At 31.2% G+C, this 21,601-nt stretch carries 24 protein-coding genes; 23 read left to right on the plus strand and 1 reads right to left on the minus strand.

All coding sequences use genetic code 11. The annotated features are described in order from the left end of the window. Positions 1-17 precede the first annotated feature (17 nt). From L3B96_RS23620 to L3B96_RS23725, 22 genes are all read left to right on the plus strand, one after another. Positions 18-605 (plus strand): hypothetical protein, encoded by a 588-nt coding sequence (locus L3B96_RS23620; RefSeq protein WP_238899727.1) that lies wholly within the window; start codon positions 18-20, stop codon positions 603-605. A gap of 54 nt (positions 606-659) precedes the next feature. Continuing rightward, on the plus strand, positions 660-1,709 hold the full coding sequence (locus L3B96_RS23625) for an L-threonylcarbamoyladenylate synthase (RefSeq protein ID WP_238948723.1): 1,050 nt from the start codon (positions 660-662) through the stop codon (positions 1,707-1,709). Positions 1,710-1,759: 50 nt separating this feature from the next. After that, entirely contained in the window at positions 1,760-2,209 is a 450-nt protein-coding gene (gene rpiB / locus L3B96_RS23630; RefSeq protein ID WP_078115791.1) for a ribose 5-phosphate isomerase B, read from the plus strand. 189 nt (positions 2,210-2,398) lie between these two features. Beyond that, positions 2,399-3,028, plus strand: a complete 630-nt coding sequence (gene upp, locus L3B96_RS23635; protein ID WP_011967757.1) for a uracil phosphoribosyltransferase — start codon at positions 2,399-2,401, stop codon at positions 3,026-3,028. Between the two features lie 81 nt (positions 3,029-3,109). Continuing rightward, positions 3,110-3,604, plus strand: coding sequence for a deaminase (locus L3B96_RS23640; protein ID WP_011967758.1), 495 nt, complete (start codon positions 3,110-3,112; stop codon positions 3,602-3,604). A gap of 279 nt (positions 3,605-3,883) precedes the next feature. After that, on the plus strand, positions 3,884-5,032 hold the full coding sequence (gene wecB / locus L3B96_RS23645; protein ID WP_275297341.1) for a UDP-N-acetylglucosamine 2-epimerase (non-hydrolyzing): 1,149 nt from the start codon (positions 3,884-3,886) through the stop codon (positions 5,030-5,032). Between the two features lie 121 nt (positions 5,033-5,153). Beyond that, positions 5,154-6,335, plus strand: a complete 1,182-nt coding sequence (locus tag L3B96_RS23650) for an acetyl-CoA C-acetyltransferase (protein WP_238899724.1) — start codon at positions 5,154-5,156, stop codon at positions 6,333-6,335. Between the two features lie 719 nt (positions 6,336-7,054). Then, a complete protein-coding gene (locus L3B96_RS23655) occupies positions 7,055-7,420 on the plus strand; it encodes a hypothetical protein (protein ID WP_238899723.1) in 366 nt (121 codons plus the stop codon). Position 7,421: 1 nt separating this feature from the next. After that, on the plus strand, positions 7,422-8,102 hold the full coding sequence (locus L3B96_RS23660) for a F0F1 ATP synthase subunit A (protein WP_026015709.1): 681 nt from the start codon (positions 7,422-7,424) through the stop codon (positions 8,100-8,102). A gap of 53 nt (positions 8,103-8,155) precedes the next feature. Next, a complete protein-coding gene (atpE, locus tag L3B96_RS23665; protein ID WP_017209887.1) occupies positions 8,156-8,371 on the plus strand; it encodes an ATP synthase F0 subunit C in 216 nt (71 codons plus the stop codon). A 52-nt stretch (positions 8,372-8,423) separates the two neighbouring features. Further along, on the plus strand, positions 8,424-8,903 hold the full coding sequence (locus L3B96_RS23670) for a F0F1 ATP synthase subunit B (protein ID WP_017209886.1): 480 nt from the start codon (positions 8,424-8,426) through the stop codon (positions 8,901-8,903). Between the two features lie 2 nt (positions 8,904-8,905). Then, positions 8,906-9,445 (plus strand): F0F1 ATP synthase subunit delta, encoded by a 540-nt coding sequence (locus L3B96_RS23675; RefSeq protein ID WP_238948724.1) that lies wholly within the window; start codon positions 8,906-8,908, stop codon positions 9,443-9,445. 10 nt (positions 9,446-9,455) lie between these two features. Then, on the plus strand, positions 9,456-10,970 hold the full coding sequence (gene atpA / locus L3B96_RS23680; RefSeq protein ID WP_017209884.1) for a F0F1 ATP synthase subunit alpha: 1,515 nt from the start codon (positions 9,456-9,458) through the stop codon (positions 10,968-10,970). A 41-nt stretch (positions 10,971-11,011) separates the two neighbouring features. Then, entirely contained in the window at positions 11,012-11,863 is an 852-nt protein-coding gene (gene atpG / locus L3B96_RS23685) for an ATP synthase F1 subunit gamma (RefSeq protein WP_011967766.1), read from the plus strand. 14 nt (positions 11,864-11,877) lie between these two features. Next, positions 11,878-13,269, plus strand: a complete 1,392-nt coding sequence (gene atpD / locus L3B96_RS23690) for a F0F1 ATP synthase subunit beta (protein ID WP_011967767.1) — start codon at positions 11,878-11,880, stop codon at positions 13,267-13,269. 15 nt (positions 13,270-13,284) lie between these two features. Continuing rightward, the gene (gene atpC, locus L3B96_RS23695) at positions 13,285-13,692 is read left to right on the plus strand and encodes an ATP synthase F1 subunit epsilon (protein WP_011967768.1); all 408 of its coding nucleotides are present in this window, start codon (positions 13,285-13,287) and stop codon (positions 13,690-13,692) included. Positions 13,693-13,906: 214 nt separating this feature from the next. Then, positions 13,907-14,557, plus strand: a complete 651-nt coding sequence (locus tag L3B96_RS23700) for a hypothetical protein (RefSeq protein WP_238948725.1) — start codon at positions 13,907-13,909, stop codon at positions 14,555-14,557. A 161-nt stretch (positions 14,558-14,718) separates the two neighbouring features. Then, positions 14,719-15,981 (plus strand): UDP-N-acetylglucosamine 1-carboxyvinyltransferase, encoded by a 1,263-nt coding sequence (gene murA / locus L3B96_RS23705; protein WP_077304067.1) that lies wholly within the window; start codon positions 14,719-14,721, stop codon positions 15,979-15,981. A 566-nt stretch (positions 15,982-16,547) separates the two neighbouring features. Then, the gene (spoIID, locus tag L3B96_RS23710; protein ID WP_011967771.1) at positions 16,548-17,606 is read left to right on the plus strand and encodes a stage II sporulation protein D; all 1,059 of its coding nucleotides are present in this window, start codon (positions 16,548-16,550) and stop codon (positions 17,604-17,606) included. Positions 17,607-18,046: 440 nt separating this feature from the next. Continuing rightward, positions 18,047-18,784, plus strand: coding sequence for a M23 family metallopeptidase (locus L3B96_RS23715; RefSeq protein ID WP_038457107.1), 738 nt, complete (start codon positions 18,047-18,049; stop codon positions 18,782-18,784). Positions 18,785-18,891: 107 nt separating this feature from the next. Then, positions 18,892-19,146 carry a sporulation transcriptional regulator SpoIIID gene (spoIIID, locus tag L3B96_RS23720; protein WP_011967773.1) on the plus strand — a complete coding sequence of 85 codons (255 nt, stop codon included), beginning with the start codon at positions 18,892-18,894 and terminating at the stop codon, positions 19,144-19,146. Between the two features lie 79 nt (positions 19,147-19,225). Further along, positions 19,226-20,260: a rod shape-determining protein gene (locus L3B96_RS23725; protein WP_238948726.1), complete on the plus strand. Its 1,035-nt coding sequence runs from the start codon at positions 19,226-19,228 to the stop codon at positions 20,258-20,260. Between the two features lie 67 nt (positions 20,261-20,327). Here L3B96_RS23725 and yyaC read toward each other — a convergent pair whose 3' ends face one another. After that, the gene (gene yyaC / locus L3B96_RS23730) at positions 20,328-20,864 is read right to left on the minus strand and encodes a spore protease YyaC (RefSeq protein WP_011967775.1); all 537 of its coding nucleotides are present in this window, start codon (positions 20,862-20,864) and stop codon (positions 20,328-20,330) included. Between the two features lie 100 nt (positions 20,865-20,964). Here yyaC and L3B96_RS23735 point away from each other — a divergent pair, with 100 nt between their 5' ends. Further along, entirely contained in the window at positions 20,965-21,369 is a 405-nt protein-coding gene (locus L3B96_RS23735) for a hypothetical protein (protein ID WP_238948727.1), read from the plus strand. The last annotated feature ends 232 nt before the right edge of the window (positions 21,370-21,601 follow it).

Below are 21,601 nucleotides of genomic sequence, written 5' to 3' on the forward strand. Positions count from 1 at the left end.
TACATTGGAGATTGATTATGGATATATATAAGGCTGTAAAAAAAGAGCGATTACATTTAAAAATTTTCTTAATTACCATGGTTATTATTGCGTTTTTTCTTCCAACAGTTCTAATAGTAACCGGATTAACTACTATTTTTTATATTAGTTATGTGATTTTTATAGAATTTTTAATAGTTATAGCTATTATAATTAAGATGAATGCCTATATTGTTGAATATAGGTGCTTAAATAATAGGTTGATTTTCAAGGTCGGTATTTCCATTAAAGAATATTTAATTATATGTGATAAAGTTGTACTGGTACATACAAATAAATCTGACTATGATTTAGAAATAGTTTTAATAACAAATGTTGTTTTTAAAAATAAGGGATTGAGACCTGTTGATGATGGGTTCTTAAGAAGGTATCCACAAATTATCGAAGATTATAATTCTATAAAACAATTAAATTCTCAGAAAGAGTATTATTTTCAAGTAATAAAAAGAGGTGGACTAAAGAAGTATTTATTATTAGATTCAATATATAGAAATTGTGTTAAAGCTATTTACACTGATGAAAGTATACAAAATATAAAAATATCAAGAGGCCAGCTTATAGTTTAATCAGGAATTTTTTATAAACAATAAGTTTAGAATTAGGGGAAGAAGGTAATATGTTTGAAAACTAAAATTAGTATGATCAAAAATGTTAGTGAGGATGAAGAGAAAATCAGGGAAGCTGCTGAATGTATAAAAAATGGCGGTACTGTAGTTTTTCCTACGGAGACAGTTTATGGATTGGGTGCAGATGCACTTAATGAAGAAGCGGTAGAAAAAATATTTAAGGCCAAAGGAAGACCGCAAGATAATCCACTCATAATTCATGTTTCGTCGAAGAAGCTTGATCTATATGCAAAAGAAATACCAAAAGTAGCTGATGAACTTATAAATAGATTTTGGCCAGGACCACTCACAATAATTTTGAGTAAGAAAGATATAATACCTAATGTAACAAGTGCTAATTTAAACTCTATCGGAATAAGAATGCCTGATAATGAAATAGCTAGAAAACTCATTGAATTATCTCAGACAGCTATAGCAGCGCCTTCTGCTAATATAAGTGGGAGACCAAGTCCAACAGATTTTCAGAGGTGCATAGAGGATCTTGATGGGAAGGTTGATTATATTCTTGGAGGAGATCAGAGTGACATAGGTGTTGAATCTACTATAGTGGATTGCACAGTAGTACCACCTATAGTCTTACGACCAGGTGGTATTACATTAGAGATGCTTAGAGAAGTTGACCCAAGAATTGAAATAGATAAAGCTATAATGGAAAAACCAAGTGAAAACTTAAAGCCAAAGGCTCCTGGAATGAAATATAAGCATTATGCACCAAATGCTAAAGTTACAATAATTTCTGGGGAAAGAAAAAAAACTATTGAAAAAATCCGTGAAATGGTACACTATAATATAGAAAAAGGTAAAAAAATATGTATCCTCACTGTTGAAGAAAATGTTGATGAATATACAGAAGGAACTAGTATAGTATTAGGTAGTCTAAGTAATTTATCAACAGTTGCTAGAAGTTTATTTGAAGCATTGAGAAAGTGTGATGACCTAGGAGCGGATTTGGTTTTTGCAGAAGGATATGAAGAAAAAGGTGTAGGGGTAGCTATTATGAATAGATTAAATAAAGCTGCTGGATTTGATATTATAAATGTATAATAATTATACATGTTGAAAAATCACAAAATAAATTAGGAGATGATTTAATTATGAAAATTGCAATTGGATGCGATCATGGTGGATTTGAACTTAAAAATGAAATCATAAAGTTTTTGGAAAGTGAAAAGTATGAGGTTAAGGATTTTGGTACATATTCAACAGGTTCTTGCGATTATCCGGATATTGCATTACCAGTAGCAGAAGCGGTTGCTGCAAAGGAATATGAGTTTGGTATATTAATATGTGGTACAGGAATAGGAATTGGTATTGCGGCCAATAAGGTACCAGGGATTAGAGCAGCACTATGTTCAGATACATTTAGTGCCCATGCAACAAGAGAACACAATAATGCTAATATATTAACTATGGGGCAAAGAGTTGTTGGAGCAGGTCTTGCTTTAGATATAGTAAAAACATTTATATCGGCTAAATTTGAAGGAGATAGGCACCAAAAAAGAATAGATAAGATTTCAGATATTGAAAAAAAGTATACACATTAGAAAAAAGCAGCTATGCTGCAACCAAGATCATTTAAATTAGAAAAAAGCAGCTATGTTGCAACCAAGATCATTTAGATTAGAAAAAAGCAGCTATGCTGCAACAATATTAATTTATATTATTAGAAAGCTAAATGGGGTATATAAATATAAAGGGCTATAAATACTAAAAGCAAACTTGGAGGAATAATAATGAGCAAAGTTATAGAAATAAATCATCCACTAATATTACATAAGTTGGCAATCTTAAGAGATGAAAAAACAGGTTCAAAGGATTTTAGAAAATTAGTAGAAGAAATCTCAATGTTAATGGCGTATGAAGTCACACGAGATTTAAATACGGAAGAAGTAGAAGTGAAAACACCAGTAGCAGTTACTAAATGTAAAATGCTTTCAGGAAAGAAAATGGCTGTAGTTCCTATTTTAAGAGCTGGTCTTGGAATGGTTGATGGAGTACTTAATTTAATACCGGCAGCTAAGGTTGGACATATTGGATTATATAGAGATGAGAAAACACTTCAACCAGTTGAATATTTTTGTAAAATGCCACAAGATATTGCAGAAAGAGATATTATAGTAGTTGATCCAATGCTTGCTACAGGTGGATCTGCAATAGATGCTTTAACTATGTTAAAAAATAGAGGGGCAAAAAATTTAAAATTAATGTGCTTGGTTGGAGCACCAGAAGGTATAGAAGCTATTAAAAAAGCACATGATGATGTTGATATATACTTAGCATCAATTGATGAAAAATTAAATGAACATGGATATATTGTTCCAGGTCTTGGTGATGCTGGAGATAGATTATTTGGTACTAAGTAATTAGTAATTTATTAGAATTAAAAGCTATCTACATAAGTTTCTGAATGACCCAAGATAATTTTACTGGGGGGAATATAGAAAATGGAGAGACGAGATAAGAAAAATTATTACTTGGATATTGCTGAAACAGTTTTAGAGAGAGGAACTTGTCTAAGGAGAAACTATGGTTCTATAATTGTTAAAAATGATGAAATAATTTCTACTGGATACACAGGAGCACCTAGAGGTAGAAAAAATTGCATGGACTTGAATAGTTGCATAAGAGAAAAGTTGAAAGTTCCAAGAGGTACTCATTATGAGTTGTGCAGGAGTGTACATAGTGAAGCTAATGCAATAATAAGCGCTTCTAGAAGAGATATGATTGGAGCTACATTATATTTGGTAGGACGAGATGCAAAAACAAGAGAATATGTAAGGGATGCAAACTCTTGCTCCATGTGTAAGAGATTGATAATTAATGCCGGAATTTCTAATGTTATTATAAGGGATTCAAAGCAGGAGTATAGAGAAATAAGTGTAGATTCATGGATAGAAGACGATGACTCTCTAAGAATAGTAAAAGACGCAGGGTATTAATTTTTTAGAATTTGCATATTTGAATAAATCCAACAAGCATTGCGAGTTGGATTTATTTTTAAAGTATAAACTTTACCAGATAGATAGTATGCGTAATACGCTTTTTTCTTTAATGAGGAGATAACGACTGCACGGCGCTGGATAAGTTTCAACTAAGATTCAGATGGAGACTAAACTACGCCTGAATTAAGTTTAACTTGATTTTAAATATACATAAAGACAGTACTTAGAAATAGAATGAGAAAAATCTATAATTGCTTAAATATAGGAGGAAATAATTTGAGTACAAAGAAAATTATTACGATTTTTGGAACTAGACCTGAGGCTATAAAAATGGCACCTTTAGTAAAGGAATTAGAAAGAAGAGAAGAGATTGAATCGAAAGTTTGCGTGACAGCTCAACACAGAGAAATGTTAGATCAAGTTTTGGAATTATTTGATATAAAACCTGATTTTGATTTAAATATAATGAAGACAAAACAGACTTTAACAGGAATTACGAGTAGAGTTTTAGAAGGGTTAGAGGAAGTTTTTAAAGAAGAAAAGCCAGATATGATATTAGTTCATGGAGATACTACAACTACATTTGCAGGTTCTTTAGCTGCATTCTATCAGCAAATTAAAGTTGGGCATGTTGAAGCAGGTCTAAGGACTTTTAATAAGTATTTTCCTTTTCCAGAGGAAATGAATAGAAAACTTACAGGAAGTCTAGCTGATCTACATTTTGCACCAACTAAAGGTTCGAAGGAAAACTTACTAAGGGAAGGAATAAATGCGAATGATATATATGTTACAGGAAATACTGTAATCGATGCTATGAAACATACAGTTGAAGATGATTACATCTTTGAAAACGAAGAGTTAAATAATATTGATTTTAGTAAGAAAGTAATAATGATCACTGCTCATAGAAGAGAAAACTGGGGAGAAGGAATCCAAAATATATGTATAGCATTAAACAAAATAGTTGAACAGAATGAAGACGTAGAATTAGTGTACTTAGTTCATTTGAATCCTGTAGTTAAAGATGTAGTTTATGAGAGACTTGGAGGAAAAGAAAGAATTCACTTGCTGTCACCATTAGATACTAAGGAAACGCATAATTTGATGAATAAATCGTTTATGGTTATGACAGATTCAGGGGGATTGCAAGAGGAAGCGCCACATTTAGCAAAGCCTGTACTTGTGTTGAGAGACGTTACTGAAAGACCAGAAGCTGTAGAGGCAGGCACCGTTAAGTTGGTTGGAACTAATATAGATCAAATAGTATCAGAGGCAAACGAGTTACTTAGAAACCCTGATGCTTATTGTAAAATGAGTAAATCTATAAATCCTTATGGAGATGGAATTGCATCTAGAAGAATAGCAGATGCTATATTAAAATATTTTGGTTTGACAACAAGAGAAGTAGAAGAATTTAAAAGATAAAGTTTGTTTAAATTTTAACAATTTATGCTTGATAAAAGAAATAATAAAAGGTATAATTTAGTTATGTTAATAATTTAACGAAAGTTAATAAAATAATCTATAAAATTTTAGGAGGTCAAACATGAGAGAGGTAGTTATTGTAAGTGCAGTAAGAACAGCATTAGGTAGTTTTGGTGGAGCATTAAAAGATGTCTCAGCAGTAGATTTAGGAGCTTTAGTAATTAAAGAAGCCGTAAATAGAGCTGGAGTAAAACCTGAATTAATTGAAGAAGTTATTATGGGTAATGTAATTCAAGCTGGTCTTGGTCAAAATACCGCAAGACAATCAACAATAAAAGCTGGATTACCACAAGAAGTTTCAGCTATGACTATTAATAAGGTTTGTGGATCAGGTCTTAGAGCAGTTAGTTTAGCAGCACAAATGATTAAAGCAGGAGATGCTGATGTTGTTGTTGCTGGAGGTATGGAAAATATGTCAGCTGCCCCATATGCATTGGACAAAGCAAGATGGGGACAAAGAATGGGCGATGGTAAATTAGTTGATACAATGATAAAAGACGCATTATGGGATGCTTTTAACAACTACCATATGGGAGTTACAGCTGAAAATATTGCTAAACAATGGGGATTAACTAGAGAAGAGCAAGATGCTTTCTCAGCTGCATCTCAACAAAAAGCTGAAGCAGCAATTAAATCTGGAAGATTTAAAGATGAAATAGTTCCAGTTGTTATTCCACAAAGAAAGGGAGAACCAAAAGTATTTGATACAGATGAATTCCCAAGATTCGGAACAACAGCAGAAGCTTTAGCTAAATTAAAGCCAGCATTTATTAAAGATGGTACTGTTACAGCAGGTAATGCATCAGGTATTAATGATGGAGCAGCAGCTTTTGTTGTTATGAGTGCAGAAAAAGCAGAAGAATTAGGACTTAAGCCAATGGCTAAAATACTTTCTTATGGTTCAAAAGGATTAGATCCAGCTATCATGGGATATGGACCATTCCATGCAACTAAGAAAGCTTTAGAAAAAGCTAACTTAACAGTAGAAGATTTAGATTTAATCGAAGCTAATGAAGCTTTTGCTGCTCAAAGCTTAGCAGTTGCTAAAGATTTAAAATTCGATATGTCAAAAGTTAATGTAAATGGTGGAGCAATTGCTTTAGGTCATCCAGTTGGAGCATCAGGTGCAAGAATATTAGTAACTCTTCTTCATGAAATGGAAAAGAGAGATGCTAAAAAAGGATTAGCTACACTTTGTATAGGTGGCGGAATGGGAACAGCTCTTATCGTTGAAAGAATTTAATATAAATTAAGATTTAAAAAGGTTACTATGATAATTCTCATGGTAACCTTTTTTTATTAAATAAGAGTATAAAATAAAGTTAAAAGAAGAAAATAGAAATGCATGTATTAAATTAGATAGAGCCAGTGGAAAATGAAATTATTATGTATATTCATTATCTGATACAAGGGGTAAAAATATTATCAAAATAATTACTATATATAAACCGGTGGAAAAAATGAAAGAATTTTTAATCATATATTTCATTAAGGTGTTTTACATACTTCATAACATAGTTAATGCGAGGATTTGCTAAAAAATAATACATATAAATTTGGTAATTGTAGATTGAAAAAAAATAAATATTGAATAAGGATTAATTTCTATATTCAATAATATGAAATACATAATAGTAAGTATAGCTTTATAAAACTTAAAAATAGTATAAATTTCACCAAATTTTTGAAAATTGATGACAAAATTTGTAATGAAAATGTTAACAAAAATAATATTTTGTAGATAAATGTTACAGAATATTCAGAAAAGTGAATTGAACAAGTTTTAAAAAATCATTAAATGAGAAAAATAAAGAAATAACCAATATTAGCTGAGCATTTAAGAGTATATGCAGTATAAATTCATTATAAAGTAAAAATAAGCTGATTTTACTTTAAAATAGTGTTTTATTAAAGATAAATATAAAGATATAATTACTGATATTGAGGTTAAGGGGGTTATGTATGAATAAAGAAGTGAATAAACTGCTTCTACAAACGGTAAAATATGATTTGGGGAGCGGATTATTGATATCTTTAGTAATAGTCTTAATTTCCACCTTTATAAATGCAGGAATCTATATGATAGGCATGTGTGTTTCTTTAATAAATTTTCTAGCTAGTGGTTATATTGTTGGAAAGTTTTTGGATAAAGATAGAGCGTGGATTATAATTCCTACGTATTTTATTAGGATGGCATTTATAATTGCTACAGTATTTCCGTTTCTAGGAAATATGAAATACGTAATATATTATATGATAGGCTTTGTTTCACATTATGTACTGCTTATAGTTTTTCGTATTAAAGAAAATAGGAAAGGAAGTGTTTAGAGTGGAGCCCGTGATACCTATATTTTCACCTGAAATTTTTGGCGTTACAGTAGATATTACTGCAGGGATAATAATTGAATGGATTGTTATCGCAATTTTAGGGATAGGTGCTTTTCTATTAACAAAAAACTTGAAGTTAAAACCTGGCAAGACCCAAGCGGCTTCGGAAAAAGTCTATCAAACAATAAGGGACTTTATGGTTGGTACTATGGGTGAAGAATATGAATCATTTCTGCCTTATATAGGAACATTAATGATCTATTTGCTAATACTAAATCTATTTGGATTATTAGGATTTAAGCCACCTACAAGTGATTTGAGTATAACAGCATCCTTCGCAATAACCACATTTTTAGTAGTGAATTTAAATGCTATTAGAAAGAATGGAATACTTGGGTTTGGAAAGGGATTGTTACATCCATTTATCCCTATGCTGCCATTAAACATAATAGAAAGAATTATTTTGCCAATGTCTTTGGCGCTAAGACTTTTTGGTAACATGGTTGCGGCAGTAATATTATTAGAATTGGTGTATCGTGGATTGAGTTCAATATCAATTTTTGCACAGTTTGGTATACCGGTAATATTACACGCATATTTCGATTTATTTGATGGATTAATTCAAATGATAGTATTTACAATGCTAACTATGATTAATATTAAACAAATAGCAGAAGAATAAGTTTAAAAATTATTAAAAAATTAAAATTAATTAATATCTTAGGAGGAATCATAATGAGTTTAGGAGTTCTAGCAGCTGGTATAGCTGTATTATCTGGTATTGGAGCAGGAGTAGGTATTGGAATTGCAGCTGGTAAGGCAGTTGAAGCAGTAGGAAGACAACCAGAAGCATCAGGAAGAGTAATGACATTTTTCATATTAGGTGCAGCACTTTGTGAAACTACAGCAATATATGGATTAGTAATGGCATTTATGTTAATGAACAGATAATAAATTTGTATGAGTTAATTGCATTGACTCCGAAGGGAGGATATAAGTAAAGATGGAAGTAAATGTATCAACGGTTATATTCAATTGGATTAATTTTGGTCTGATAATCTTGATTTTAAAACATTTCTTTTGGGATAAAATCAAAGGAATAATTGAAGAAAGACAAAATCTCGTTAATCAAACGATAAGTAAAGCAGATGAAGATGCTGAAAAAGCTAGAATGTATTTGGTAAAAAATGAACAAATTTTACAATCAGCTAAAGAAGAAGGCAAGAAAATCACTGAAGCTCAAAGAGCAAAAGGTGATAAACTTTACGAGGAAATTGTTCAAAATGCAAAAGTTGAAGCAAATTCAATAAAAGAAAGAGCTAACTTAGAAATTGAAAGAGAAAAAGAAAAAGCAGAATATGAGATTAAAAAACAAGCAGTAGATTTAGCGGTAGAGCTTTCAGTTAAAGCATTAGAGCAGCAAGTAGATGAAGCAACACATAGAAAACTTATTGGCGATTTTATTGCTAAGGTAGGTATGTAAGTATGCAGGAGTATTTAGAGAAAAGATATGCGTTAGCTCTGTATGAAATTGCTGAAAAGAATAATAAAGTGGATGAATATTTACGTGACTTAACAGATATATGTGATATATTTGATGAAAATAAAGAGTTTTATGAAGTAATTAATCATCCTAAAATAAACACAGCAAAAAAGAAACAGTTATTTACTGATTTGTTTAAAGGAAAAATTGATGAAGAGTTACTTGCTTTCATGATGATATTGATTGAAAAGGATAGAATTCTTCAGTTAAGAGAAATACTAGATCAAATGGAAAAGATCGATCTAGAAAGAAGAAATACTATAAGAGGTATAGTTAAAACAGTTGTACCACTTTTAGATGAAGAATTAGAAAAATTAAAATCTATATTTGAGAAAAAGTACGAAAAAAATATTATATTTGATACTAAAATAGACAAAAGTCTTCTAGGCGGAGTTTATGTTAAAGTTGGAAATGATATTATTGATGGAACTATAAAATCAAAGATAGAAGAAATGAAAGAATTAATGCTTAAGAAAGAATAGAGGTGAATCCATGAATATTAAACCAGAAGAAATAACTTCTATTATAAAGAAGGAAATAGAGAAATACGAAAAAGATATTAAAACAGTAGATTCTGGTACTATAATCCAAATTGGAGATGGTGTTTCAAGAGTTTATGGATTAGATAATTGTATGCAAGGGGAATTATTAGAATTTCCTAACAATGTATATGGGATGGTTTTAAATCTTGAACAGGATAATGTTGGTTGTGTTCTTTTAGGAGAAGAAAAAGGAATAAAAGAAGGCGATACAGTTAAAGGAACAGGAAGAGTTGTTGAAGTTCCTGTAGGCGAAGCAATGGTTGGAAGAGTTGTTAATGCATTAGGAGAACCAATCGATGGTAAGGGTCCTATAAGCACAAGCCAAACTAGACCAATCGAAATTCCAGCAGCAGGTATAATTGATAGAAGTTCTGTTAATGAGCCATTACAAACTGGAATTAAAGCTATAGATTCAATGATTCCAATAGGTAGAGGACAAAGAGAACTTATCATTGGAGACAGACAAACAGGTAAAACAGCTATAGCTATAGATACAATATTAAACCAAAAGGGTAAAGATGTTATATGTATATATGTTGCTATCGGTCAAAAGCAATCTACAGTTGCTCATATATTTAATACATTAACTGAAATGGGGGCTATGGATTATAGTATAGTTGTAAGTGCTACAGCTTCAGAATCAGCTCCACTTCAATATATGGCTCCATATTCTGGATGTACTATAGGAGAATATTTTATGCATCAAGGTAAAGATGTATTAATAATATATGATGATCTTTCAAAACATGCAACTGCATATAGAGCAATGTCATTATTACTTAAGAGACCACCAGGAAGAGAAGCTTACCCAGGAGATGTTTTCTATATACATTCAAGATTACTTGAAAGAGCTGCGAAGCTATCTAAAGAATTAGGTGGTGGATCAATTACAGCACTTCCAATTATAGAAACTCAAGCCGGAGATGTTACTGCGTACATACCAACTAATGTTATATCAATCACTGATGGTCAAATATTCTTAGAATCTGATTTATTTAATGCAGGACAAAGACCAGCAGTAAATGCAGGTATATCAGTATCAAGAGTTGGTGGTAGTGCACAAATTAAAGCTATGAAACAGGTAAGTGGTACTTTAAGATTGGAACTAGCACAATATAGAGAGCTAGAAGCCTTTTCACAATTTGGATCTGACTTAGATGCCGATTCTAGTAGAAGACTTGAAAAAGGTAAGAGATTAGTTGAAGTATTAAAACAAGATCAATATAGTCCACTTGAAGTTGGAAAGCAAATCATAATATTATATGCAGCTGTTAATGATTTCTTATCGGACATTAAAGTTAGCGATATAAAGAGATTCGAAAAAGAATTCTTAGAGTATGTTGATACTCATCATAGAGAAATTGAAAAATCAATTATTACAGGAAAAACTTTAACTGATGAAATAAAATCTATGTTAGAGGAAGCAATAGTTGAGTTTAAAAAGATATTTTTACAAGAAGCATAGCTTAAATTCTTAAGCTATGCCCTTCTTAGGAGGTGGAGATAATGGGCGCAGCTGGACTTCTTGAAATTAAAAAGAGAATTAAATCAGTTGAAAATACAAGAAAAATCACTAATGCAATGGGACTTGTTGCCACTTCTAAGTTAAGAAAAACTAAAAATGAGTTAGCAGTAAACAATAAGTTTATTGATATAACTGAACCTGTCGTAAGAAATCTTGCAACTACAGCTGGTGAAGAAGGAAGCAATGTTTATTTTGAAGGGAATGATAGTCAAAATAAACTATATGTAGTAATAACATCAGATTCAGGATTGTGCGGTGGGTTTAACAGTAGTGTAGTATCTCAATTAGTAAGTCAAATTAAAGATAAAAAGGATACTGCAAAGATTGTTTTAGTTGGAAGCAAAGGTCTTGGTTATTTAAAGAGAATTAAGATAGAACCAGTAGGAGAATATGTTGGTATTGAAGATGTGCCAACAGTAAGCGAAGCAAAAGAAATATTTGATAAAGCTCTTGAAATGTATTTAAATGGTGATGTATCAGAGGTTAATATTGTATACTCTGACTTTATATCATCAGTTAAACAAGAAACAAAGTCAGTTAAGATTTTGCCTATAAGTAAATCTGAAGGCACAACAGGATCATTTCTTATTGAGCCGGATTTAGATATAGTATTAGAAGATGCTCTTAATATTTATCTAAAAGGAAAAATCAGAAGCATTTTATTAAGTTCGAAATGTAGTGAACAAAGTACAAGAATGACAGCTATGGACGGAGCAACAAAGAATGCAGATGATCTATTAGACAAATTAAAGCTTAAATTTAATAGAATTAGGCAAGGTGCGATTACGCAAGAAATATCTGAAATTGTTGGAGGAGCAGCAGCTCAAAATTAGTAAGGAGGTATCTTATGCCTGGAAAGATGGGAAAAGTAGTTCAAGTAATTGGACCGGTAATAGATATAAAGTTTGATTCAGATTCTCTCCCAGATTTATATAATGCCATTGTTATTAAGGCGGGAGATTATGAATTAGTAGCAGAAGTTGAACAACACGTTGGAGATGATATAGTTAGAACAATAGCTATGTCAGCTACAGAAGGATTAAAGAGGGGAATGGATGCTGTTGACACAGGAGCACCTATTTCTGTTCCAGTAGGAGAAGAAGTATTAGGAAGATTATTTAATGTTTTAGGAAAGCCTATTGATAAGTGCGGGGATATTGAAGTAAAACAAGAATATCCGATTCATAGACCAGCACCAAGCTTTAAAGATCAATCAGTTGAGCCTGAAATGTTTGAAACAGGAATCAAGGTAGTAGACTTACTTGCACCATATCAAAGAGGTGGTAAGATAGGTTTATTTGGAGGAGCTGGAGTTGGTAAAACAGTTTTAATCCAAGAATTAATAAACAACATAGCTAAACAACATGGTGGTTTATCAGTATTTACTGGAGTTGGTGAAAGATCAAGAGAAGGTAATGACTTATATCATGAAATGAGAGAGTCAGGAGTTATTGATAAGACAGCATTAGTATTTGGACAAATGAATGAGCCACCGGGTGCCAGAATGAGAGTTGCATTAACAGGTCTTACTATGGCAGAGTATTTTAGAGATAAAGGTCAAGATGTGTTACTATTCATAGATAACATATTCAGATATACTCAAGCAGGTTCAGAGGTTTCAGCATTACTTGGAAGAACACCTTCAGCGGTTGGATATCAGCCAACACTTGCAACTGAAATGGGTGCACTTCAGGAAAGAATTACATCAACAGTTAATGGTTCTATTACGTCAGTTCAAGCTGTATATGTTCCAGCCGATGACTTAACAGACCCAGCTCCAGCAACAACATTTGCACATTTAGATGCAACAACAGTTCTATCTAGAGGTATTGCGGAACTTGGTATATATCCAGCTGTTGATCCATTAGAATCAACTTCAAGAATCCTTGATCCAAGAATTGTTGGAGAAGAGCACTATAAAGTAGCAGCTGATGTTAAACACGTTCTTGAAAAATATAAGCAATTACAAGATATCATCGCTATCTTAGGTGTTGACGAATTAGGAGATGAAGATAAGGCTGTCGTGGCTAGAGCAAGAAGAATTCAAAGATTCTTATCTCAACCATTTACAGTTGGTGAACAATTTACAGGATTAAAAGGTAAGTATGTTCCAGTAAAAGAAACAGTAAGAGGATTTAAAGAAATTCTTGAAGGTAAATACGATGAATTGCCAGAATCAGCTTTCTTATTTGCAGGAACTATAGATGATGTTATAGAAAAAGCAAAAAAATTAGGATAAAGGGGATGAGCAATTATGGCTAATACCTTTTTACTAAAAATTATAACACCTGGTCGTGAAGTGTATAATGATCAAGTAGAAAAAGTAACTTTAAAAAGTGCAGATGGAGAATTTCAAGTACTTGCAAATCATCAAAGTCTAATATCTACTACTATACCTTGCATCGCGAAATTCAAAGATGCTAAGGGAAATGATGAAGAGTTATTTATTTCTAAGTCACTTGTTCAGATTAATAATAACGAAATGGTTATAAGTAGTGATGCTGCTGAGTTTGAAGAAGATATTGATGAAGAAAGAGCAGAACGAGCTTTTAGAAGAGCAGAAGATAGATTAAAAAACTCCGAAAACTACAATAGAGGAAGAGCAGAGGCAGCATTCTTTAGGGCAAAGCAAAGATTAGCTCTAAAAAAATCTAATAGATAATGTTACTATAAATTAAAGTGTACCATCTTTTATATAGGAAATATCCGTATAAAGATGCTACACTTTATTTTTTATTATTTTTTATTCTAGATATTGACAATCTATCACAAAATTTTAAGAAATTTATATTATATATTATATAGCTGGATAGAAAAGAGAATAAAAGTTAAAGGAGATGGCCATAATTAAGAAGATAAATTAAGGGGGTCTTAATATGAATATAAAAATGAGTATAGTAATTTTTATATTATTATCTTTTTTTAATATAGGTGCTATTTCCAGCGATATAGTCAGCGCTCAAAATTCATTCAATACTTTAGAAATGAAAGTGAAAGATATAAGTGAGTTTCAAGAAAATGGTGTAAAACTTCAGTATAGGACGAAAAATAATATTGCAAATGAAGCTTATAGAATAAAGGAAAATTTACCTGGAAATATGGCTCTTTCTTATAAAGATGGTGGAAATGATGAGTTTGAAGCGTTTAATAGTGATTTTAATATTGATATAAAAATATGGCGTGAAGATGAATATAGTTATGTTGAAATTATATTAACGAACAAGAATCCTAAATATGGGACAAAGTATTTGAAAAACATACTTAAGAATATTGAAAATTCAAAATTAGAAAATATGCAATATTTTCTTTACTATGAAGGTAAAGAAAAAGGATTAGATAGTGATTATTTTACAAATGGATTAGTCAGTGAATATAGCATAAGGAAGGCACAACTTATGAAAATCAGTAATGGATACTCAGGAACAGGTTATTTGAACGATGGAGAAAAAATTAATTTTGCATTAGTTGATTATGATACTGGTTCACATATAATAATTGGTACGCCAATAATATTTACAACATATTAAGACATATTGAAAAAGCTTTTCAATATAACCTTTATTTTGCTTTGGGTAGAGTATAGATTTGCTTATTAGCAAAGCCTTATTGGATTTATCTAAAGTAGAGTATATGTAATATTTTGGACAGTTATTTTTCATATGCTTAACAATTCATTATGGAGGATAATATGGAGAAAATAGTGGTTAAAGGTGTAAAAGAACTGAGAGGGGAAGTTAATATAAGTTGTGCAAAAAATTCAATTTTACCAATAATTGCAGCAACTATATTGTGCCCAGAGCCTATAATTATTGATAATGCACCTAGGTTAGAAGATGTTGAGGTTATTTGTAAGTTATTAAGCGAACTAAACTGTGACGTTAATATTTCAAACGTAAACGATAGATTAACAATAAATACGAAAAATATAGTAGAAATGGATGCTAATGAAGAGCTTATGAGGAAAATGAGAGCATCATTTTTAATTATGGGACCTATGCTTGCTAGATTTGGATATTGTAAATTATCATTACCAGGCGGATGTAACATAGGAAGTAGACCAATTGATTTGCATCTTAAAGGATTTAAATTACTTGGAGCAGAGGTTGTAATAGGTCATGGGTTTGTAGAGGTGAGAGCAAAGAAAATAGTGGGCAACAGAATTTACCTTGATTTTCCATCTGTTGGCGCTACTGAAAATATTATGATGGCATCTGTCTTTGCTGAAGGAACAACTATAATAGAGAATGCAGCAGAAGAACCAGAGATCTGGGATTTAGCGCAATTCTTAAATAAGATGGGGGCTAAAATAGAAGGAGCAGGATTTGGAAAGATAACTATAACTGGTGTTAAAAATCTAAAAGGAATTAGTTATACACCTATATATGATAGAATAGAAGCAGGGACATTTATGATAGCAGCAGCTATTACAAATAGTAAAATAAAGATAAATGGAGTGAATGAAGAGCATTTAAGACCTGTAATAGAAAAGTTAAGAGAATGTGGAATAGGTTTTAGCAATTACAAAGATCATTCCATTGTAGTAGATGGACGGGGAAGTAAGAGGCCATTGGATATCAAAACACTTCCTTATCCAGGATTTCCAACCGATATGCAAGCTCAAATGATGAGTTTATTATCTATTGTTGAAGGTGTTAGTGTTATTACAGAAACAGTTTTCGAAAATAGATTTATGCATGTTGCTGAATTGCAAAGGATGGGAGCCAACATCAAGATTGATGGAAGAACTGCTATAATTGAAGGCAAGCCAAGACTCACAGGCTGCGAAGTTAAAGCAACTGATTTAAGGGCTGGGGCAGCAATGATACTAAGTGGATTAGTAGCAGATGGTGAAACAGTGGTAAATGATGTTTATCATATTGATAGAGGATATGTAAGAATTGAAGAAAAGTTTAGGAATTTAGGAGCAGAAATATATAGAATAAATATGTAGATTAAGATATGAATTGTGTGTATGCATAATTAGGGTTCATAGTTATGAACAAGGTATACAAATTTTTCATGTAAGTTTTATAAAGGAATTTACATGAAATTTAATTACCTATCCCTAATTATGCTTTTTTATTCTTTGGGAATTTATATTTCAGTAAAATCTGTGGACGAGGTACTCCTTGAGGGGATAAATTAAAAAAGGTTGATTAAATAGTTTGGGTATTTTAAAAAGAATAAAAAAGAAATCTTATTCACCTGACTTTTCTCACATGCGTTCGAAAAGCTAGATGCGTGAAAAAAATCTACACATATGAAAAGAGTGCGAAGCACAATACGGAACTTAAATGAAAAGAGTGCGAAGCACAATACGGAACTTAACCACAGTCGCCTGGGATTTTTTTATCTCTAATAGCTTATATTTAAGTTAAATCTATGCGTAAGTTATAGGAGAGACCAATTAAGAAAGTTATGGTTTATCTAAATTTGGGTAGCTTAAAGTTAACATAATTAACATAATTATTAGGCTAAGACAATATACTTTAGAGTGCAGGCTTTAGGAGGTAGAGTATGAAGATAATTAATGCTAGGACTACAAGTATAAAGATTAGCAATAATGTGAAAATAATTGCAGCTATGACTTTGATCATTTTTACTATATTAATAGCATTACCAATAGCTTTCTTAGAAAATGGTAAAGGGAAAATTGATTCGTTTAACTTGAGTGACAAAGATATAATGAAGAGTTCAAAAATAACATTTCCGTCTAATGGTAAAGTTAAGCTATATCATAGGTCAGAAGATAGAGTTGAGGAAATAGATTTGGAAGAGTATGTAATGGGAGTAGTTGCGAGTGAAGTACCAGCTAATTTTGAGGAGGAAGCTTTGAAAGCTCAAGCTGTTGCAGCAAGAACATTTTATATGAGTAAAAGAAATAACCCTAATAAAGAGGAAAAAGAGAAAGGAGCTGAAATTTGTGATACAACCCACTGCCAAGTATATATGAGTAAGGATGAGAGAATCTCTAAATGGAGTAAAAGTGAAGCTGAAAGTAATTGGGAGAAGATACAAAAGGCAGTTCTAGATACAAAAGGGCAAGTTCTTACTTATGACGGTTCAGTGTTGGAATATCCTCAATTTTTTGCAACCAGCTCTGGAAAAACAGAGGATGCAAAAGATGTATTTTCTATGGATGTACCATATTTAAAATCAGAAGACAGTAAGGGTGAAGAAATTGCACCTAAATATAAGACGAGCACACAAATTCCTATAAACGATTTTATAAATAAAATTAATTCTAAATATAAAGGTGTTAATGCTAATAAAAGTAATTTATCATCACTAATTAAGATATTAAGTTTTACAGAAGCTGGAAGTGTAAAAGAAATAAAAATAGGCAATGAGATTGTTAAAGGAACTGAATTTAGGACATTGTTCAATTTGAATTCGACCAATTTCACATTAGACTTTCAACAAGATTCTGTAGAAGTTAACTGTAAGGGTTATGGCCACGGTGTAGGGATGAGCCAATGGGGGGCTAATGCGATGGCAAAGAGTGGATCGAAGTATGATGAAATTCTTAAACATTACTATAGCGGAGTCGAAATCCAAGAAATAAATTACAACTAAGGAGAGAGTATTTACGTTAACTTAGACATAGGGTTGGCATAACTTCATATAAATAATTGAATAAATTTAAAGAGGATACTTGTTTATTTTTTTATAGCAAGTATCCTTTTCTATTTTTGACTATAAATTAGCATGGGGTATATCCTCCAATTAATTGAATTTTTGTATATGTATGTTTAAAAAAAGTGGAGATGGACATAATTTAGAACATCACTACTTAAAACAGAAATTATAAAGTAGAACTTCTTAAATTAGGGGCTAAATCCCTGATGGATATATCTATTGTTTAATAATTAAATTATATGTACTTTTTAACACTAGATATACACTTATAAAAATAATTTTAAAATACCTTTAAATGTAAATAATACATGATAAAAAAGCAAATTTATGTATTATTTTTCATAAAAAGGGAACTATAACAATTGGAGGTGTTCATATTGGACAAAAATTTAAAAGAAAAACTTAAAAACTTATTTAGGAAGGAGGGATTTTATATCGCCTTATTCCTATGTCTCTGTATTGTAGTAACTGTTGGAACTATCTCTTATAAAATGCTCAACAGCAAAAACCAAGTTAATAAAACAGAAGACGTAAATAAAGATCTAACAATGAATTCTGGAAATGAAGGAAATTCTAATAATTCAGTTCAAAATGCTGAAAGAGTAGAGAATGCTCAAAATAATAGTAATAAAGACAATGCAGATAAAACAAAAACAGAAAAGGCTGCATCAGTATCCACAAATAATACGGTAACATTTGTAAATCCTATAGATGGAGTAGAAAGTAGAAAATATACTTATCCTGCGCCAGTTAAGATGGAAGAAGGAGTTTTTAGAACTATTAGAGGTATTAATCTACAATCAACAGTAGGATCAGAAGTAAAGGCAGCAGCAGATGGTGTTGTGGAAGTTGCAGAAAATACTGGTGTTGAAGAAGGGGTTGTAGTAGAAATTAAACATGCTAATGGCCTAAAGACAAGATACGGAAATCTTGATGCAAACTTATCAGTAAAAAAAGGAGATAAGGTTAAAGCAAATCAAGTTATTGCAAAAGTAGGAGATAGCGCAAAGGTATTTAGTAAAGATGTATTTGGTGAATTTTTAAATTTACAAGTAATTAATGCTAATGGAGAACAAGTTAATCCAGAAAAATATTTTAATTTAAAATCTAAATAAAATTTTATGGAAATATATATTAGTCATTTGTTTTTTTCATTAAAATAAATGACTAATAAATCAAAAAATAAATGATAATAAAATGATAAAATCAAGGAAGTGGTATTTTGAAAGACTATATTGAAGAAAGAGTTTTAGATGTTGCAAGATATATCATAGATTCAAAAGCTACAATAAGAAAAACAGCTAAGGTTTTTGGTGTTAGCAAGAGCACAATTCATAAAGATATGACAGAGAGATTGTTAAAAATTAACCCAGAAATTGCTCAAGAAACTCATTCTATTTTAGAATTAAATAAAGCTGAACGACATATTAGAGGTGGAAAAGCTACACAAATGAAGTATAAAATTATTGAATCTTAGTAGGATTAAGTCTATAATATATTATTAGTAGAATTATGTAAATATAGGTATTAATATGTATTATAGGAGTGAATAAAAAATGTGCTTTTGGAGAACGGGGATAGACCTCGCAATTGACTTAGGAACGGCAACTGTACTAGTTTACGTAAAAGGTAAAGGGGTAATATTAAAAGAACCTTCTGTTGTAGCCATAAATAAAAATAATAATAAATTGTTGGCTATAGGGGAAGAAGCAAGAAAAATGATAGGAAGAACCCCAGGAAATATTGTTGCAGTAAGGCCATTAAGAGATGGAGTGATTTCTGATTACGATATAACACAAAAAATGCTAAAGGAATTTATAAAAAAAGCGTGCGGGAAAAGAAGTATAAGTGCACCTAAAGTAATTGTTTGTGTACCATCTCAAGCTACAGAAGTAGAAAAGAGAGCTGTTATTGATGCAGCTATGAATTCAGGAGCAAAAACGGTCCATTTAATTGAGGAGCCGCTAGCAGCAGCCATTGGAGCAGGATTAGATATTACTAAGCCGAATGGATGTATGGTAGTGGATATTGGCGGAGGTACTTGTGATATCGCTGTTATCTCATTAGGTGGAGTGGTAGAAAGAGAGTCAATAAAAGTAGCGGGAGACAAGTTCGATGAAGCCATAATAAAATATGTACGTAGTGAATATAAATTAATGATAGGTGAGAAAACAGCTGAAGATTTAAAAATAAATATTGGATCAGCATTTAAAAACTCTAGAAATCTAACTTGTATGATGAAAGGTAGAAACCTCATTACAGGATTACCAGATGAAATAGAAATTACAACAGAAGAAATACGAAATGCAATAAAGGAACCTGTGGAAATAATAGTTGATACTGTAAAAAAGGTATTAGAAAGAACACCGCCTGAATTAGCCTCGGATATAATAGAAAGAGGAATATTAATGACTGGTGGGGGAGCTTTAATACATGGGTTAGATAAACTTATAGAGTTTAAGACTGGCGTAGTAGCAACTATAGCCGAGAACTCAGTTGAATGTGTTGCGAACGGTACAGGCAAAGTGCTTAATTATATAGATAAATTAGATAGTCAAGTTAATTCTCAGCAAATAGTTCTTATAGAATAGCTTTATAAATAGCAGTCATTAGTAATTTTACTATTGACTGCTATTTATTTAGTTAAATATAAAATACCTAAATTTTAGGATATTTCCCGTGACTTAAACTATAGGCATCAATAAATATTTTGGATATAATTTTAGCCATATCCATAATGAATGAGAGTCTTATGCTTCGCGAAAAAAAGAATTCAGCATTATCACTAGAGTCCACAATACCTATAACTGATGCAATTCCTACCTCGGGAAGTTCTTTTCCGACTCCTTTACCAGGATGTATTGCATAGTCCCTTATACGAATTTCACCAATATCATCTTCGTCACCTAAGCAGGCATCAACACCAATTATTGATGCATTAGGGTGATTACTATATATTTCATTTAAGCGTTCATCTATGTTCAAAGCATGAATTGGAGAAGATAAAGTTCCATAAACAGGTAAAGGGAAAAAGTTTTCTGTGAGTATAGATCCAACTAGAGGACCTAAGCAATCCCCAATACATTTGTCAGTACCAATACAAACTATTATGGTGTCTTTTGATATAAATTTTTTAACTTCTAAAGCTAAATTATAATAAAATTTAGGATCAAGTTTAATATCTGGCTTGCTCAAGGGACATATACCTCCTTTATAAAATATATATATGAGTAATTAACAGAAGATAGTATAAAAAAATGTTTTTTGGAAATTAATAGTAAATAAGGAGGTGCATATGAAAAAAGTTTTAATGTATTTGGTTTTAGTTCCTACAATAATAATAAACATGTATTTTCTGTTATATTGGCAACCGCAAGATGAAAATTCTGCAAAAGAAGTTGTTGTACAAGAAACTGTTTCGTATTCGAAGCCATTATATAAAATAAATAAAGAAAAAGCGTTAAGTCAATTATCTACAGATAATAAAAAGGAACTTGAAAAAATAATAAAAAAATTATCTGCATTTGATATAGGTAAAATAAAAGAAAATTATGAAGATACGAATGATAATGAAAGCCTAATAGAAATATTTAAAATCTTAAAAAGGAGATTAACAACAGAAGATTATAAGAAAATTCAAGAAATATCATCTTCTTTTTTAGATATACAAGAGATTAACAAAAGAATAAAAAATAATTAGGATTAACATATTAAATGAGAGCATATTGTAGAAATAGAGAGTAATATGAATTTAAATTATCTATATGGGTGTATATTGGAGTTGAAATAAAATCGCTTTACCGATATACTAATCATTGTTGACCGGCAAATGAGGCAACAAGGTATAAAAAATAAATACGGAGGAATTCCCGAGTGGCCAAAGGGGGCAGACTGTAAATCTGTTACGTTTCGTTTCGATGGTTCGAATCCAT

Origin of the sequence: Clostridium sp. YIM B02569, from assembly GCF_022320765.1 — a bacterium.
Lineage (GTDB): Bacteria > Bacillota > Clostridia > Clostridiales > Clostridiaceae > Clostridium > Clostridium beijerinckii.

Coding starts and splice junctions, on each gene's coding strand:
- spoIID (WP_011967771.1), top strand. CDS start 16,548: ATGAAGATAATTAATGCTAGGACTACAAGTATAAAGATTAGCAATAAT.
- L3B96_RS23725 (WP_238948726.1), top strand. CDS start 19,226: ATGTGCTTTTGGAGAACGGGGATAGACCTCGCAATTGACTTAGGAACG.
- atpC (WP_011967768.1), top strand. CDS start 13,285: ATGGCTAATACCTTTTTACTAAAAATTATAACACCTGGTCGTGAAGTG.
- L3B96_RS23620 (WP_238899727.1), top strand. CDS start 18: ATGGATATATATAAGGCTGTAAAAAAAGAGCGATTACATTTAAAAATT.
- L3B96_RS23670 (WP_017209886.1), top strand. CDS start 8,424: ATGGAAGTAAATGTATCAACGGTTATATTCAATTGGATTAATTTTGGT.
- murA (WP_077304067.1), top strand. CDS start 14,719: ATGGAGAAAATAGTGGTTAAAGGTGTAAAAGAACTGAGAGGGGAAGTT.
- upp (WP_011967757.1), top strand. CDS start 2,399: ATGAGCAAAGTTATAGAAATAAATCATCCACTAATATTACATAAGTTG.
- L3B96_RS23655 (WP_238899723.1), top strand. CDS start 7,055: ATGAATAAAGAAGTGAATAAACTGCTTCTACAAACGGTAAAATATGAT.
- atpD (WP_011967767.1), top strand. CDS start 11,878: ATGCCTGGAAAGATGGGAAAAGTAGTTCAAGTAATTGGACCGGTAATA.
- atpA (WP_017209884.1), top strand. CDS start 9,456: ATGAATATTAAACCAGAAGAAATAACTTCTATTATAAAGAAGGAAATA.
- L3B96_RS23650 (WP_238899724.1), top strand. CDS start 5,154: ATGAGAGAGGTAGTTATTGTAAGTGCAGTAAGAACAGCATTAGGTAGT.
- L3B96_RS23735 (WP_238948727.1), top strand. CDS start 20,965: ATGAAAAAAGTTTTAATGTATTTGGTTTTAGTTCCTACAATAATAATA.
- L3B96_RS23700 (WP_238948725.1), top strand. CDS start 13,907: ATGAATATAAAAATGAGTATAGTAATTTTTATATTATTATCTTTTTTT.
- atpG (WP_011967766.1), top strand. CDS start 11,012: ATGGGCGCAGCTGGACTTCTTGAAATTAAAAAGAGAATTAAATCAGTT.
- L3B96_RS23640 (WP_011967758.1), top strand. CDS start 3,110: ATGGAGAGACGAGATAAGAAAAATTATTACTTGGATATTGCTGAAACA.
- rpiB (WP_078115791.1), top strand. CDS start 1,760: ATGAAAATTGCAATTGGATGCGATCATGGTGGATTTGAACTTAAAAAT.
- L3B96_RS23675 (WP_238948724.1), top strand. CDS start 8,906: ATGCAGGAGTATTTAGAGAAAAGATATGCGTTAGCTCTGTATGAAATT.
- atpE (WP_017209887.1), top strand. CDS start 8,156: ATGAGTTTAGGAGTTCTAGCAGCTGGTATAGCTGTATTATCTGGTATT.